We start from the raw sequence: 15,132 nt of genomic DNA on the forward strand, positions 1-15,132 counted from the left end.
TCGCTAAATGAACATGGCCGGTCCGCGTGACGGCTTTCCACGACAAAGAGCGACATACCGTGATCACTCCTTCTGCCAATATCCTTTGCTTTGGCGCTGCACATTTTGACCGCACCCTGCAATGCACCGGACATTACATTCCCGCTGCATCGAACCCGGTTCGGACACTTCACCGCAAACCCGGTGGCGTTGCCCGCAACATTGCGGTGCATTTGCGTTTGCTGGGCAATAATGTCGCGATGCTGGGTGCGGTTGGCGATGATGGTGACGGGGAACATGTGATCTCGGCTCTTGCCGATATCGGCATCGACACACGTCGCATGATGAAGATCGAAGGCAAGCATACAGCGGGCTATACCGCCATTCTTGATGAAACCGGCGAACTTGCGATGGGAATGATGGATGCGGAGGTTTATGACCTTCTGACCATTGACCGTCTTGAAGATCAGCTCGCCAATCTCAAGGCCTGGCCATGGTGGCTGGTTGATGCCAATTTGCCGGCAACGACCATAGCCTGGCTTGCCGAAAACAAGGGCGAGACCAAGATGTGTGCCGCCACAGTATCGCCAAGTAAGGCTGTTCGGTTCAAAGACGTTCTTGGCAAACTTGATCTTTTGATTACCAACCGCGCCGAAGCCCAGATCCTGACCGGGATAGAGATCAATGACAAAAGTCAGGCAAAAATTGCGATTGAACTGCTGCGTGGCAAAGGAATCCCTGACGTGATCGTCACCCTTGGCGCAACCGGGGTTGTTTCATCTTCGACAAGTACCGGAACCGCATTCTGGCCGCCCTTGCCGACCAAATTGCGCGATGTGAATGGTGCTGGCGATGCGTTCTATTCCGGTTTCCTGTCGGCCTATGCCAAACCCGACAGCAGTTTTGACCAGGCAATCGCGTCCGGTCTTGCCATGGCCAGCCTAACGGCGGAAACCGATGGCACGACCGTCTGGAACCTGACGCAGGATGCCGTCAATAACCGTGCGAAATTGGCTGAAAAGTCGTCTCTTTAACTCTGCCCGCCCGCATAAGATGGCCTGTTGATCGTCTTCCTTGATGATTGCAAGCCGGGGCCAAGCCGGGTAGCTTGTCTGAAATTCAAACTGAAACTGGAGCCGTTCCGATGCATCCGTTCTTCATTTTTGTAAAATGTGAACTTGGCAAAGCCTATGACGTGGCCGCCGACCTGATCGAAGAAGTCGAAGGTGTATCGGAAGTCTATTCGATCTCGGGCCCGTTCGAACTTCTCGTCAAAGTCTATGTCGAAGATGAACAGGATATCGGGCGCTATGTTAACGAACAAATCCACAAGCTGCCCAACATCAAGGACACCCAGACAATCATCACCTTCAATGCCTTTACCTGATTGGCATTTTCAAGGTTCAATGAAAAAACGCGGCGATATCATTCGCCGCGTTTTCTGTTTGTCCTGACTTGGCCGACTTACTGGTTGCGTGCCACGTCACGGATAATATCAAGAATAAGGTTGGTGCCCCGTTCGATCAGAACCACATCATCGCCGATAATCTGGCGAATTGCGCCATCCGTACGGTTCGGCAGCTTTGATTTCAGGTTTGCCGGCAAATCACGCTTTGCAATACCGGGCGGCAACGTGCCACCACGCTCAAGCTTCATTGCAATACCCGGCGGAAGGCCCTTGTTACCCTTCCCTTTGTTGCCCTTATCACCTTTATCGCCCTTGCCGCCTTTTGAACCATGGTCGCGATCACTGTCACCGCTAGTATTTCCGGTCGCAATATCAAGCACATCGCGGATGATTCGGCGTTCTTCATCGGAAAAAATGCCGCCCCCCTGCGCCACTTCGACAAGTTCATGCTGATGCCGAGTATTTGACGGGTGCGCCTGCGCCAGTGAAACCGGCAGGATGATTGCGCTCGCGGCAATCGATGCAGTCATGGCAATTCTGGAAAAGTTCAGCTTTTCGGGCATCTTGTCCTCAATCGTTGTGACGCTTCATCTGTTAAAAGATATGAACTGCGAGCCAAAATGCGAGGCCCGCACAACAAGACAACGATTTTAAAACAGGTTTTCTGCCATCCAGACAAAGAAAAAAGCACCCTTTTGGGGTGCTTTAATCAATGGCGGGCAAAGAGGGATTCGAACCCTCGATAGGGCTTGTCACCCTATACTCCCTTAGCAGGGGAGCGCCTTCAGCCACTCGGCCATTTGCCCTTTATGTCTTTGGTGTTCCCTGCGGAACGACGCCTTTCTTAAACACCGTCATGGCGCATGTCAATGCCCGAAACCGGCCTCAATGACGTTTTCTTTTTAACAGGCTTGGCAAATTAAACCAGCAGCTTTTTGCCCCTGCTCACCATGAAGTTTTCTGGTTGAACGGCAAAACTGTCTTCAAACCATCACAGGACTGTCATCGGTTGGAAAAAAACAGCTGTCATAAAGCCTTGGTCGATTGGTTTATCACTGTCACCCGACATAAAGCTGGTTGGAGAAAGATGCGTACCATCTATCAAAGCACCGACGATTTCGGTCACACCCTTCGCGCCCTGAAACTGACCAAGGAAGGTCATAACGATCCGGTCTATATGGGACTGGTCATTCAGGATCGCGAAGTGCTTTTCCGCACCCGTGAAAACAGCTCTCGCGAATTTGTTCTCGAAAAGATCAAGGCATTCGTTGCAGGCAATGCCGCAACATCCTTTGAAGCCCAACCGGCCTGATGGCCGGTTTTTTATTGCCTGCGATTAACCGCTGGCAGGCAGACCCGAGTTAGATTGAATTTCTCAGTCGCGCCGGGGCGAAACTCCCCGTTTGCCCCGCAACTTCACCGCCGGTCTCCATCATGACCGGCGGTTCCTTTTATCTAGGTGATGTTACTTTGCATTCAGCGCAGCTTGGCGAACGACCATTCCACGCCACATCAGGAACATCGCCACGCCCAGTACCGGAACAACGCCATAATTCACAAGGCTCCAGCCTGCACCGGCAATCAATGCCCCGCTCGTAACCGATGCAAGTGTTCCGGTAATGCTGTTGCCCAATTCCATCAGGCTTTGGGCGTGCCCGCGCTCCGAACTATCATGCCCCTCGCCCAGCAACGTTGTTCCGGCCAGCAACAACATGTTCCACCCGATTCCAAGCAGGAAGGAACTGATCAAAAACGCCGTGACCGAAATATCGGTTACCGCGAACGCAACACTGACCACAAGAATCGCAGCACCGAGCGCCGCAACCCTGCGCGCGCCAAACCGATCAATCATCGGCCCCGCAACGAATGCCGGTAAAAACATGCCGATCAGATGCCAACGGATGACATTGGCAGACACATCAATATCAAACCCGCAAAATTTCATCGCAAGGGGTGTTGCTGTCATGACAAGAATCATGATGCCGTGACCAGCGGCACTGACGGCAATCGCCCCCCGGATTGCCGGGCGCCGAAGCAGTTCCGCCATTACCGTCCAGCTCGACCCGCGGCGTGCCGGAACGCCGCCATCTGGCAATAGTGCCATCAAAATAGCACCAAGGGCCGCCAAACCAGCCAATGCAACATATGCCCCGGCAAACGGCACGGGCAACATATCCCGGCTGGCACCGGCAATTTCGGGGGCAATGAGTGCAGCCAGAACGCCGCCACCGACAACAAGTGCAGCAGCACGACCGCTTTGGGCGCTATCAACCGCTTCCAACGCGGCATAGCGATAATACATTGCGGACGCCTGATAAGCACCGATCAGCATCGGTGCAACAGCAACCAGCCAAAACACGCCGGTATAGATTCCCCATGCAAGCAGCAATCCACCAGCAACGCCGCACACTGCACCAAGGCACAAACCAAACCGACGACCGCGACGCTGCATCACCATGGCAAGTGGATGGACAGAAACCAGGTTACCCAACATCAAAAGCCCCAAGGGCAATGTCGCCAATTCAATGGCCGGTGCCATCGATGCACCAACAAGCGATGTCAGGGTAATCCCGATCAGCGAACAGGACCAATAAAGGGCTTGGGCCATAAAAAGCAGACGCAATGGTCCATTGGTCAGTAACAACATGTTGCCAACTCCAAAACTTGAACTGAAAAGAAATGCTGACTTATGGTGCCCAAAGGGCGGTCAGATTGCCGCCACCGGTGACATTCTGGCGAACCGTTCGGCATATTCCTGCGGACTTACCGACAGATGACGCTGAAACGCCCGGCGCAGCGTTTCGGGATGCTTAAATCCACATAGATCCGCGACACGTGAAATGCTGATGGCTTCGTCTTGAAGAAGTGCACGGGCGGCCTCTACCCTGACCCGTTCAACATAGCGTGCCGGACTCATCCCCAGATCACGGGAAAAGGCCCGCGAAAATGTCCGTGGCGTCATCCCTGCCCGTTCAGCCAAAACGTCAAGTGACAAATCCGCCGTAAGGTTTACCGGCAACCATTCCAAAAGCCCTGCAAGACGCGTTGTTGCCGTTCCGTCCGGGGTTAAATAGGCGCTGAACTGCGCCTGCCCGCCAGGGCGTTTCAGGAACATCACAAGACGCCGCGCAACAGACAGGGCAAGCGCCCGCCCGTGATCGGCTTCGACAATCGCCAATGCCAGATCAATTCCTGCTGTCACACCTGCCGAAGTAAAAACATGCGGGTCACCGTCCAAGCCTGTCGGGTCATAACTGTGCAACCGGTCACCCATCATATGGATGGACGGATAATCACGGGTCATCTGATCACACCGTGACCAGTGGGTCGTTGCCATACGACCATCAAGCAATCCGGCCTCGGCCAGGATCATTGCCCCCGAACACACCGACCCAAGACGCGGAACCGTTTTCTCCGCAGTGCGCAGCCATTTGAGAAATTCGGCATTGTCAAAGAATCTGGCGACACCATCCCCGCCGGGGATCAGCAATGTATCGACCAGTGACAGATCAAGTTCCTGCCAGCCATGATCTGCATAAAGCTGCACACCGCACGATGTTTTGACCGGCCCTGCCTGATCGGCAACGACCATGACGGAGTAGGCAATGCTGCGTCCTGTGCGAACCAGCTCGTCGTTGGCAGAACCGAAAACCTGAAGCGGACCTACGACATCAAGGCTCATCACCCGGTCATAGGCATGACAAACAATCAGTTTTTGCTGGATTTCGGTCTTTGACATTGGGCATCTCCTTGGAACATTCCAAGCATGCCGCAAAAGAAATTTGGCAACAATGACAAACACCCCACGAATCTTGCCAAATGGCTTCGCGGGGTGTTTTGAATATTCCTCAGTTCAGGCAAACAGCGACGATCAGAAACCGCTTCGTTGCAGCAACGCGTAAAAGTCGCGAATTGTGCCTTCCTTGGCTGTCATGTCCTTGATGTCATCGACCAGCTTGTCGGTAAAGTTTGGCTGTTTCAGATACCCGACGACCCTTTTTCGGGCCATCGCAGCAGACTTACCTTCGATCAGCACGCCACTCGAACAGAACTGAACAAGCATGTAAGCGCGTTTGCGCAGATGCAGGGATGGATTATCGATGCGCTCGATCACCTTTTCACGCACAAGATATTCCGCCAGACCATCATCAAGCTTGTCGCCAATCTGGGTTTTATACTCTTCCGGCAACAGACTGGAACTTAGCATATCGTTCATCTGCTTGACGGTTGCCATCTTGTCGCGCGGCTTGGCTTCGGGATCACAGAATGCGCGCAAGGCCCGCATATCTTTCACCGCGTCCTGCATCATTACAAACAGCTCGTCGGCAAAGTCTTCGACGATACCGCTATTGGCAACGGCAATCAGCCAGGTCAGCTTGCGATAGTTGGGAATAAGACGACCACTGATTTCCGCCACACCTTCGATCAAGGCGCGCGGACCACCGACATTGCGCAGGCGCGCACCACGTTCGGCAATCGCCGCAACCATCGGGGTGCCATATACCACACCCCGTTCGGTAATCAGCCGATCCAGAATATCAACCAGTGGATCCGGATCGCTTTCATGGCGGGTCAGATTATTGGCACTGCGCAGTTCGCGTACGATGTAATCAAACATCGCTTCCTGGCTGGTTGTCAGCAGCCCGGAGCCGAACAGCGGGTTCAGAAGCTCAAGAATATCGTCAGCCGCCCCGCGGTTGCCTTTCGCACGACCAAGTGCAAGATCGATATGGAGGATCACGGCTTCGCCAAAGCTGCGCGAACTGCCAAGCAGTTCCTTGAGTGCGACGGGTGATCCGAGAATATCGGCGATCACATCGTCAAGCATCTTGCGCGCGGCTTCGTCCTTTTCATCGCCCTTGACCTTAAGTGCAAGATCAAGCTTCCCGACCCAGTTCCGGGTCGATGACAAAACGCGTGTTAGCGCTACCATCGTAAGGAAATCAGTATCTTCGGCAAGGTTAAGGCGACGAATTTCGTCTCGAACTTCAGAGATGGTGGCATCTTCGAATGCCGGAAGATCAACTTTTTCAACTTCCCGCGCACGCGCAGACAGCTGTTCAATCGCGCCATGAAGATTGTTCATTGCTGCGATATGGTCGCCATCAGTCGCCTTGGCATGCAGCCCCGCGACCTTATCGACGGCGGTTGGCATCAAGGTGTCATGGAACATCAACTTGCGAAGGTTCTGGTAATTATACATTACCTCGCAAGGAGTCAGAATTTCCTGTTCGAAATACTTGCGCAGCAACCGGTTGATGGTCGCGCGGCTTTCTTTCTGCAAAAGGTCGTTATCGGTTTCACACAGAGGTGCTTCATCAATCGAGGAAACGCGAACGTCTTCTTCCTCGCTGTCACCAGCCCCTTCTCTTTCCAGAAGAACCTTTTCTATATGACGACCATCGCCGCGTTCCCAGTTCCGGACAACGCGTACGGCAGACACTTTGGTTTTCAGAACCTTTTCAGCTTCCGAAACCGCTTCTTTTTCGACATCAAATGTCGAATGGATGATCCAGCGATCCCCCCGCTGAACCAATACTTCAAATGTCGTATCCGACATGACGCGCTCTGGCTCCCTAACTTCCTGTTTGGGCGGCATATGCTTGCCGGTGCTACAGTCAGGCGCGTGTCCCAAGTTTTTATATTTATCTCTCCTTTATAAGGCTATTCCGGATATGAAAACAATAGGTTGATCAATAACTTTTGTAATAAAGCCCTATTTCTTTATGCTTCAAGACTTTAACAGCACGCGTTTTCTGACCAAACTCGCCCATCAGATTTACGCCACATTACATCTTTTACGTGCATATCTCATTTCACCAGTTTCACGGAATGTAGCCGGCAATTTCGGAACTCATATCAGACAGCAGCGTGCTCATCGCGACCACCGTATTTTCGATTGTGCTATCAACCGGTTTGCTGTTTTTGCTGTATTTTGCAGAATGAATGATTGCCCCGCTTTGGAAATCGACAAGTTTCCAGCGTGCAACCAGAACGGCATTTCCGTCTGCCTGGCGTTCGAAACGGTCGATATCGACAACGATCTGAAAATCGACGCCATCACGTGACGTCCAGGGGAAGGTTTCAAGGCGCGATACCTTGCCAGCCCTGTCGAGATTATCCATCAAAACGCGATTGACGTTTTCTTCAAGCGGCTCTGCCCAGCGATGACCAGTATTGACTTCAAGCCTGTTAGCACTGCTGCGTGTCACGATAACAGACCGATCAAGATGACTGGGAATGGTAACCGGTCCAATACCGACAACCGGTGCGGTGGTTGAAACAATGGCTGCCGATTGGTTCTGGGAAGACAGCAGATAGTACCGATCCGGTGCGGATTGCGACGAACAGGCCACAAGGATCGGCGCCAGCAACAGCAACGCATATTTCCGAAACTGCATTTTCATTACCTGTTCCATCATTCATCCTCCTTCGGGCCGCTTTTCCCAAGGATCAGGGCACTCGGGTTCTGTTCAAGGAATTCCGTCAGATCACGCAAGGATCGCGCCGTAGCGCTCAGTTCCTTAAGGGCCTGTTCAAGATTGTAGCGAACCGGTGACGTCGGCGATGTTACGTCGCGCACACTACCAAGTGCCTCACGCGCAGCATCAAGTGCTGTCTGCGTTGCTGGAAGGACGGTCGTATCAAGATTATTGACCAGACTGCTGATGCCGGCGGTCGCCTGGCTAAGGTTGGTCATTGCATCACCAAGTGCCGGCGACGTGACAATATTTTCCATACCCTCAACCGTTCCAAGAAGCCTGATGCCAATTTCTTCAATCGGGAAGGTTTCGACCTTTTCAAGCAGACTGCTCAGCGAGTTTGCGATTTCATCAATTTTTTGCGGCAAGGTCGGTAATTCCGGATATTTATCCTGCCCGTTACCAAGATAACGCGCCGGTGAAACCGGGTTCATCGCCAGATCGACAAACAGTTGCCCCGTGATGAAACTTCCGGTCTTAAGGCGCGCCCTTAAACCATTGGCGATCAGGGTTTCAATCGTCGCTTTGGGATCAATTTCATCAACTGCGCCACCGACCATTTCCACGCGTTCCGGTTCGATCGAGACAACGACAGGCACCCGGAACGTTCCCTGATCTACAACATATTCAAGATCAACACTTTCGACCGTACCAACCCTAATACCATTGAACTCGACCGGTGCGCCGCGTGATAATCCGCGTACCGAGGAATCAAAATAAAGGATGTATTTCTGGCTATATCCCATTGCCAGCAGCTCAGCCTTTTCCAAACTTGGATGCAGTCGATACATTGTATCGGCCGATGCGGGCTCATCCGCCAAACTGCCGTCCGGGGTATAGAAGTTAATCCCGCCCGCCAACACCGAGCGTACCGACTGCGCGCGGACCGACAGACCATCTGCGTTGAGATCAAGGGCAATGCCACTGGAATCCCAGAACCTGGTGTTGCGTTTGACCAATGCATCAAAAGGTTTGCGCACAAAGATCGGAATGGTTACGCCGCTGGCATCTTCGTTCAAATCGGTTTCAAGAACTTCGCCCACCTCGATCCCGCGCAACAAAACCGGCGTCCCTGTCCCGAGAGAGCCAAGTTCATCCGCATTCAGAACAAAACGCGTGCCGTCCCCTTCGTCATGAATGACCTGTGGTTCCTCTTCGCCGACAAAATCGCGCAATCCTTCGCCAGACTTGTCGGGAACGATTTCGATATAGGCCCCGGAAACAATTGTATCGAGGCCCGTGATCCCGCGGACCGTTACTCGCGGGCGCACAACCCAGAACCTTGTCTTGTCGGTTAGGTAGTCAGCCAGATCCGCATCCATCCGGATGGTCAGACGCACATGATCGAGATCCTCGGCAAGATTAATGGAAACCACCTGCCCGACATCGACATCACGATATCGAACAGCCGTTTTACCAGCTGCGATCCCTTCGGCAGCTTCAAAGGTTACTGTGATTTCCGGCCCCTTTGACATGATATCGCGCCACAGCAACCATCCACCAATAATCAGCGCCACCAGCGGCACAAGCCACACAATGGAAAAACGTCCCCATCCTTTCCGGACCTCGGGTGAACCGGGACGCTGATCCGATGAAGATGAATTTTCGTCACTCATGACGGTGTCCCCTGTCTATCCATTTGGTCCCGGGCAAAACCGGTATCGGGTTTAGGTTCGGACGATCTCATTCCGGCACGATCCCAGATCAGTCGTGGATCAAACGCCATGGCCGACAACATTGTCAAAATCACCACACCACAAAACGCAACAGCCCCGAACCCCGGATGGACCGATGCAATATTTCCCAGTTTCACAAGAGCAGCGAGGATCGACACCATAAACACATCAACCATCGACCAACGTCCGACAAGCTCTGTAACGCGGTAAATAAAGGTCCGTTCCCGAAGTGGTCCGGGAAGCCCGAGATAGGTTGCAAGATACACCCACCCCAACAGCACAATCTTGATGATCGGCACCAGAATACTCGCCGTAAACACAACTATTGCAATGGGCCATTCCCCGGCGGCGGCAAGTGTTGCGACCCCCGAAAGGATCGTATCGGCCTCCGACCGCCCAAGATAGGTCACTGTCATAATCGGAAACACATTTGCCGGAACATAAAGAATGACCGCAGCAACCAGCAACGCCCAAGCCCGCGATAAACTGCGCGCCTTGCGTTGGTGCACGGCATCCCCGCAGCGCGGACATCTTGTATGCCCAGACGGATTTTCCGTCACTACCATTGCGCAGGTATGGCAGCTTAGAAAGCCGTGTTTTCGTGCTTCCGCCCCGTCAACATCGTCCGACAGCACCTTCAAATCATCCTGATCCGGGTATTTTAGGGATGAAGGCGCAATTCGACGCCACACAGCACGCGCATCAAGGGTCACATTCATCAAAAGGATTGTCGGGATCAAACAGCATATCGCAAAAAAAGCTGGCCCGGCGATTACTTGCGCAAAATCCGTCAGCTTGGTCAACGCCACCAGCAACCCGATCAGAAACACATCAAGCATCGACCAGGGACGAACCACCGACAGCACTCGCCAGATTTGTTGCATACCCGGCCACTTCGCCCCCATCCAGATCGGCATCAGTACATAGATATGCGCAACGATCAAAAGCAGTGGCGCAACAATGGATGTCACAGCGACCATAAAGGCCAGAAACGGAAAACCTTCCTGCCAGAAGGTTAAAACACCACTGCCCAATGTATTGGTTTCAACCCGGCCTTCCATGCCAAAGGTCAGCACCGGATAGATATTGGCAATCGCAAACAGCAAAAGTGCCGTAATTGCAAACGCCAACGGCTTGTCAAAGCGGTTCTGTTCCGATGAATAAAGCGGCAATCCACATCGGACACAACAGGCAACACTGCCCGTCGGGATATCTTCCTCGACATGGAGATAGTCGCAATGCTCACATGCGATCAATCGATGCGCCATGGTTTCCTTTTGAAACAAACCGTTATCAGAACCGGCTCACTCTTCGAAGTAAGCGATACTTTTGACTTTAAGTCAAATCGCATCACCGTCGGAACGGTCGGAACCAACTTGTTTGATCGCCCTTGAAAATGCCGGTTAATCGGTTGTTACAAAGTAATTTTGGGCAAAAAACGGCGCGCTTGCGTCAGCACTATTTCATTTACCTGATCAAGCAGTTTGCTTTGGATGGTTTTGTGATGCCAATAAAGCGGCCGATTGATCTCAAAGTCGCATGGTTTGATCAACCGCCCTGCCCGCAAGGCGTCTTCGGCCTGGTGTTGTTCCACAACCGCATAGGCAATGCCCTGCTCCGCCACGGTAACAAACCCCTGCGAACTTGGAATTGTGTGGGCGGGAAACTCGCCCGGATTAAGTCCGAAATACTGTTTCAGATACTGATTTTGCAACTCGTCATGTTCGGAAAAGTTCACTGCCGGACAGGCCCGCAAGGCATCCGCCGTTACGCCGTTCGCAAAATAGCGATCCTTAAATTCCGGCGAGACAACCATCACATAGCGCATCACACCCAATGGCCGGACCTTGCACCCTTGGATGGGTGTTGAACGCAAACTGACAGCACCAAGTACTGTGCCATCCTGAAGGGCCATATGATTAAGAGATTCATCCCCGACCGCCAGATGTACCAGCAAACCAAGTTCGTCAAACAGATGCTTGGGGACATCAACAAACCATGTCGCCAGACTGTCGGCATTGACCGCCAAGGCCACCTGCCCGTATCCACCGTCACTCTGGATATCGGGCATTTCATCAAGCAGTTCCTGCTCCAACAGGCGAACACTTTGATAATGTTGCAGCAACCTTTGGCCGGCCATTGTCGCAGCAATCGGCTTTGCCCGGATGATCAATGGCTGCCCTAGTCGTTCTTCGAGCAATTTTACGCGCTGGGACACAGCAGACTGGGTTAATCCCAGTTCCCGTGCCGCCTTTTCAAAGCTGCCGTGGCGAATAACCTCGGCACTGGCCTGAAGAAATTTGTAATCCAGCATCGCATCACCATAATTTTTTCTAATGATACTTTATCATAATTCGATTTTCTTATTGAATTAAATTGCTATCAATCGGGCATCAACCAATTATGGAATGCCTGAAATGCTCCTGACTTACGCGACCGGATTTGGCCTTGGCGGTGGATTGATCATCGCAATTGGCGCACAGAATGCCTTTGTGCTTGGACAAGGATTGCGTCGCAATCATCCCATGATGGTCGCATTGGTATGTGCACTATGCGATGCAATCCTGATTGCAGCGGGTGTTGCCGGACTGGGTACCCTAATTGCGGCCTATCCGCTTTTGACCAAAATCGCCGCATGGGGCGGCGGCGCATTCCTGATCTGGTACGGGTTTGGTGCGCTGAAACGGTTATTTGAAACCGAATCCCTGTCTGACAGCAGCAACGCCCAAAAGGGTTGGAAAGCCGTCCTTTCGGCCACCTTGGCCGTGACGCTTCTGAACCCGCATGTCTATCTTGATACAGTTGTGATGCTGGGCGGCATTGGCGGACAGTTCCCGGCGGACGAACGACTTGGTTTTGCCCTTGGCGCGATGAGTGCAAGTTTCGTCTGGTTCTTTGCCATTGCACTTGGTGCGGCATGGCTTGCACCCTATGTCGCGCGCCCGATCACATGGAAGATCGTTGATGGCATCACCTGCATCGTGATGTGGCTGGTGGCCTATAGCCTGCTTGCGCCGGAAATTTCCACCCTTCTCGCTTCCTGAGAATTCAGGGATTGAATGGCTGGTCAGTCACCCATGGCTTCCTTGAAATGGGCGCGGCACACCGGAACATAGCGGTCATTGCCCCCGATCTCGACCTGCGCCCCTTCACGGACCGGATTGCCATTTTCATCAACGCGCAAAACCATGCCTGCTTTCCGACCACAATGGCAGATGGTTTTAAGCTCATTGAGCTTATCGGCCCAGGCCAACAGCCATTTCGATCCTTCGAACAATTCGCCCTGAAAATCGGTGCGAATGCCGTAACAGAGAACCGGTACATTGTGTTTGTCCGCGATATCGGAAAGCTGCCAGACCTGATCCTTGCTCAGGAACTGGGCTTCGTCGATCAGAACGCAATCGACCTTGCCCTTTTCCATCTGTGCAAGGATCAACTCACACATGTCGGTTTGTGCATCAAACAGCAAAGCCGGGGCTTCAAGACCAATACGCGACGCAATCTTGCCTTCGCCAAAACGGTTGTCAAACGCCACCGTCAGCAACAGCGTTTCCATACCGCGTTCACGATAGTTGAAACTCGCCTGAAGTAAGGTGGTCGACTTGCCCGCATTCATCGACGAGTAATAGAAAAACAGATTGGCCATGGATCCCCCCGAAAATCGTTATTGGGGAATAGCCGATCAACCGGCATTGATCAATATCGCTTTGCTCCGGTTACGGCCCCGAACCGAACGAATTGAAAACAGACGACAAAAATAACGGCTTGACCTTCCAGCCACTGGAAGCCCCATAGTTACCCCATCGTGTCCAGCAAACGGAGTACATGGCATTATGAAACTTAAAGTCGACGAAATGAGCTGCGGGCACTGTGCGGCTGCGGTTACCAAAGCAGTCGAAGGTGCTGCAAATGGCGCCAAGGCCGATATCGACCTGGCAAAAGGTGAAGTAACCGTCACCGGAACCACGGATACGGCCGCTGTGATCGCGGCCATTGCCGATGTCGGTTATCAAGCGGTTCAAATCTCCTGAGATTTTTCCGCAAGAGACTAGGTCTTTTGGCCTAGCAGACCAATCCTCATACAAAAAAAGCCGCCCAATCGGGCGGCTTTTTCTTTGGTCTGATGATTACATCAGCCGAGGATTTTATCGCGCAGCATCTGGTTGACCATGCCCGGGTTGGCTTTACCACCCGTGGATTTCATGACCTGACCAACGAACCAGCCCAGCATACGATCCTTGCCATCGCGGATTTCCTGAACCTTATCAGGGTTCGCGGCAATCACTTCGTCAATGGCGGTTTCGATTGCACCGGTATCGGTGATCTGTTTCAGACCTTTTTCCTCGACGATCTTTTCAGGATCACCGCCGGTTTCGATCATGATTTCAAAGACATCCTTGGCGATACGGCCAGAAATGGTGTCGTCCGAAATAAGATCGATCAGCTTGCCAAGGTTTTCAGCCGAAACCGGGCTGTCTGCGATACCGACTTCTGCCTTGTTCAGCGCACCAAACAGGTTGGTGATCACCCAGTTCGCAGCCAGTTTGCCATCACGGCCATTGGCAACGACTTCGTAGTAATCAGCCTTTTCCTTTTCGGCAACGAGAACACCGGCATCATATGCCGACAGGCCGTTTTCACGCATGAAGCGGGCTTTTTTCTCGTCCGGCAGTTCCGGCAGCTCTTTTTCGATTTCAGAGACGAACGCATCATCGAAAACAAGCGGCAGCAAATCCGGGTCCGGGAAATAGCGGTAATCGTGGGCCATTTCCTTGGAACGCATCGAACGGGTTTCACCCAGACGCTGATCATACAGGCGGGTTTCCTGAACGATTTCGCCGCCACCCTCGATCACTTCGACCTGGCGTTTTGCCTCGATCTCGATCGCCTGCATCACGAAACGGATGGAGTTGACGTTCTTGATCTCGCAACGGGTGCCGAACGGCTCGCCCGGACGACGGACCGAAACGTTGGCATCGCAACGCATGGAACCTTCGTTCATGTTGCCATCGCACGTGCCAAGGTAACGCACAATCGCACGCAGCTTGGTCAGGTATGCGCCCGCCTCTTCCGGGGTGCGGATGTCTGGCATGGAAACGATTTCCATCAGCGCCACGCCCGAACGGTTCAGGTCGATATGCGAATATTTCGGGTCCTGATCATGCATCGACTTGCCTGCATCCTGTTCAAGATGCAGACGTTCGATGCCAACCGCCTTGGTCGAGCCATCAGGCATATCAAGAATGATCGTGCCTTCGCCAACAATCGGCTTGTCGAACTGCGAAATCTGATAACCCTGCGGCAGATCGGCATAGAAATAGTTTTTGCGGGCAAAAACGCTTTCCTTGTTGATCTTCGCCTTAAGGCCCAGACCGGTTTTAACCGCCTGACGCACACATTCCGCGTTCACAACCGGAAGCATGCCCGGCATTGCCGCGTCAACGAGGCTAACATTCGTGTTAGGATCGTTACCGAACTTGGTCGATGCACCGGAAAACAGCTTGGACTGCGAAACCACCTGACAGTGAACTTCCAGACCAACAACGATTTCCCACGGGCCGGTCGAGCCTTCAATCACATAACTCAT

General features: G+C 52.8%; 15 protein-coding genes and 1 tRNA gene. 5 read left to right on the top strand and 11 right to left on the bottom strand.

Features of this window, described 5'->3' with window-relative positions:
- Positions 1-59 precede the first annotated feature (59 nt).
- Together TH19_RS11655 and TH19_RS11660 are read left to right on the top strand one after the other, a co-directional pair.
- Positions 60-1,013: a carbohydrate kinase family protein gene (locus tag TH19_RS11655; protein WP_258547929.1), complete on the top strand. Its 954-nt coding sequence runs from the start codon at positions 60-62 to the stop codon at positions 1,011-1,013.
- 110 nt (positions 1,014-1,123) lie between these two features.
- A complete protein-coding gene (locus tag TH19_RS11660; RefSeq protein ID WP_114102539.1) occupies positions 1,124-1,366 on the top strand; it encodes an Lrp/AsnC ligand binding domain-containing protein in 243 nt (80 codons plus the stop codon).
- Positions 1,367-1,443: 77 nt separating this feature from the next.
- Here the strand turns inward: TH19_RS11660 and TH19_RS11665 are convergent, their stop codons facing one another.
- The gene (locus TH19_RS11665) at positions 1,444-1,950 is read right to left on the bottom strand and encodes a hypothetical protein (protein WP_181846398.1); all 507 of its coding nucleotides are present in this window, start codon (positions 1,948-1,950) and stop codon (positions 1,444-1,446) included.
- 150 nt (positions 1,951-2,100) lie between these two features.
- Positions 2,101-2,193, bottom strand: a tRNA-Ser gene (locus tag TH19_RS11670).
- A gap of 281 nt (positions 2,194-2,474) precedes the next feature.
- Here TH19_RS11670 and TH19_RS11675 point away from each other — a divergent pair.
- Positions 2,475-2,699, top strand: coding sequence for a hypothetical protein (locus TH19_RS11675; protein WP_114102540.1), 225 nt, complete (start codon positions 2,475-2,477; stop codon positions 2,697-2,699).
- Between the two features lie 153 nt (positions 2,700-2,852).
- Here TH19_RS11675 and TH19_RS11680 read toward each other — a convergent pair whose 3' ends face one another.
- The 7 genes from TH19_RS11680 to TH19_RS11710 form a co-directional block, all read right to left on the bottom strand.
- Entirely contained in the window at positions 2,853-4,034 is a 1,182-nt protein-coding gene (locus tag TH19_RS11680) for an MFS transporter (protein ID WP_114102541.1), read from the bottom strand.
- A gap of 60 nt (positions 4,035-4,094) precedes the next feature.
- Complete coding sequence (locus TH19_RS11685) at positions 4,095-5,126, bottom strand: GlxA family transcriptional regulator (RefSeq protein WP_114102542.1); 1,032 nt, start codon at positions 5,124-5,126, stop codon at positions 4,095-4,097.
- Between the two features lie 132 nt (positions 5,127-5,258).
- Entirely contained in the window at positions 5,259-6,947 is a 1,689-nt protein-coding gene (locus tag TH19_RS11690; protein ID WP_114102543.1) for a hypothetical protein, read from the bottom strand.
- A 265-nt stretch (positions 6,948-7,212) separates the two neighbouring features.
- A complete protein-coding gene (locus tag TH19_RS11695; protein WP_114102544.1) occupies positions 7,213-7,809 on the bottom strand; it encodes a PqiC family protein in 597 nt (198 codons plus the stop codon).
- Positions 7,806-9,485, bottom strand: coding sequence for a PqiB family protein (locus TH19_RS11700; protein WP_114102545.1), 1,680 nt, complete (start codon positions 9,483-9,485; stop codon positions 7,806-7,808). The genes TH19_RS11695 and TH19_RS11700 overlap by 4 nt, the downstream gene beginning before the upstream one ends.
- On the bottom strand, positions 9,482-10,813 hold the full coding sequence (locus TH19_RS11705; RefSeq protein ID WP_114102546.1) for a paraquat-inducible protein A: 1,332 nt from the start codon (positions 10,811-10,813) through the stop codon (positions 9,482-9,484). Before TH19_RS11705 ends, TH19_RS11700 begins: the two co-directional genes overlap by 4 nt.
- A gap of 146 nt (positions 10,814-10,959) precedes the next feature.
- Positions 10,960-11,859, bottom strand: coding sequence for a LysR family transcriptional regulator ArgP (locus TH19_RS11710; protein ID WP_114102547.1), 900 nt, complete (start codon positions 11,857-11,859; stop codon positions 10,960-10,962).
- A 103-nt stretch (positions 11,860-11,962) separates the two neighbouring features.
- On the opposite strand from TH19_RS11710, the gene TH19_RS11715 reads away from it, so the two are divergent.
- Positions 11,963-12,589 carry a LysE/ArgO family amino acid transporter gene (locus TH19_RS11715; protein WP_114102720.1) on the top strand — a complete coding sequence of 209 codons (627 nt, stop codon included), beginning with the start codon at positions 11,963-11,965 and terminating at the stop codon, positions 12,587-12,589.
- Positions 12,590-12,612: 23 nt separating this feature from the next.
- Here the strand turns inward: TH19_RS11715 and TH19_RS11720 are convergent, their stop codons facing one another.
- Positions 12,613-13,191 (bottom strand): thymidine kinase, encoded by a 579-nt coding sequence (locus TH19_RS11720; protein WP_114102548.1) that lies wholly within the window; start codon positions 13,189-13,191, stop codon positions 12,613-12,615.
- A 187-nt stretch (positions 13,192-13,378) separates the two neighbouring features.
- On the opposite strand from TH19_RS11720, the gene TH19_RS11725 reads away from it, so the two are divergent.
- Positions 13,379-13,576, top strand: coding sequence for a heavy-metal-associated domain-containing protein (locus TH19_RS11725; RefSeq protein WP_114102549.1), 198 nt, complete (start codon positions 13,379-13,381; stop codon positions 13,574-13,576).
- 101 nt (positions 13,577-13,677) lie between these two features.
- On the opposite strand, the gene gatB is transcribed toward TH19_RS11725, so the two are convergent.
- Positions 13,678-15,132 (bottom strand): Asp-tRNA(Asn)/Glu-tRNA(Gln) amidotransferase subunit GatB, encoded by a 1,455-nt coding sequence (gene gatB / locus TH19_RS11730; RefSeq protein ID WP_114102550.1) that lies wholly within the window; start codon positions 15,130-15,132, stop codon positions 13,678-13,680.

The sequence above is a fragment of the Thalassospira profundimaris genome, from assembly GCF_003326675.1.
Lineage (GTDB): Bacteria > Pseudomonadota > Alphaproteobacteria > Rhodospirillales > Thalassospiraceae > Thalassospira > Thalassospira aquimaris.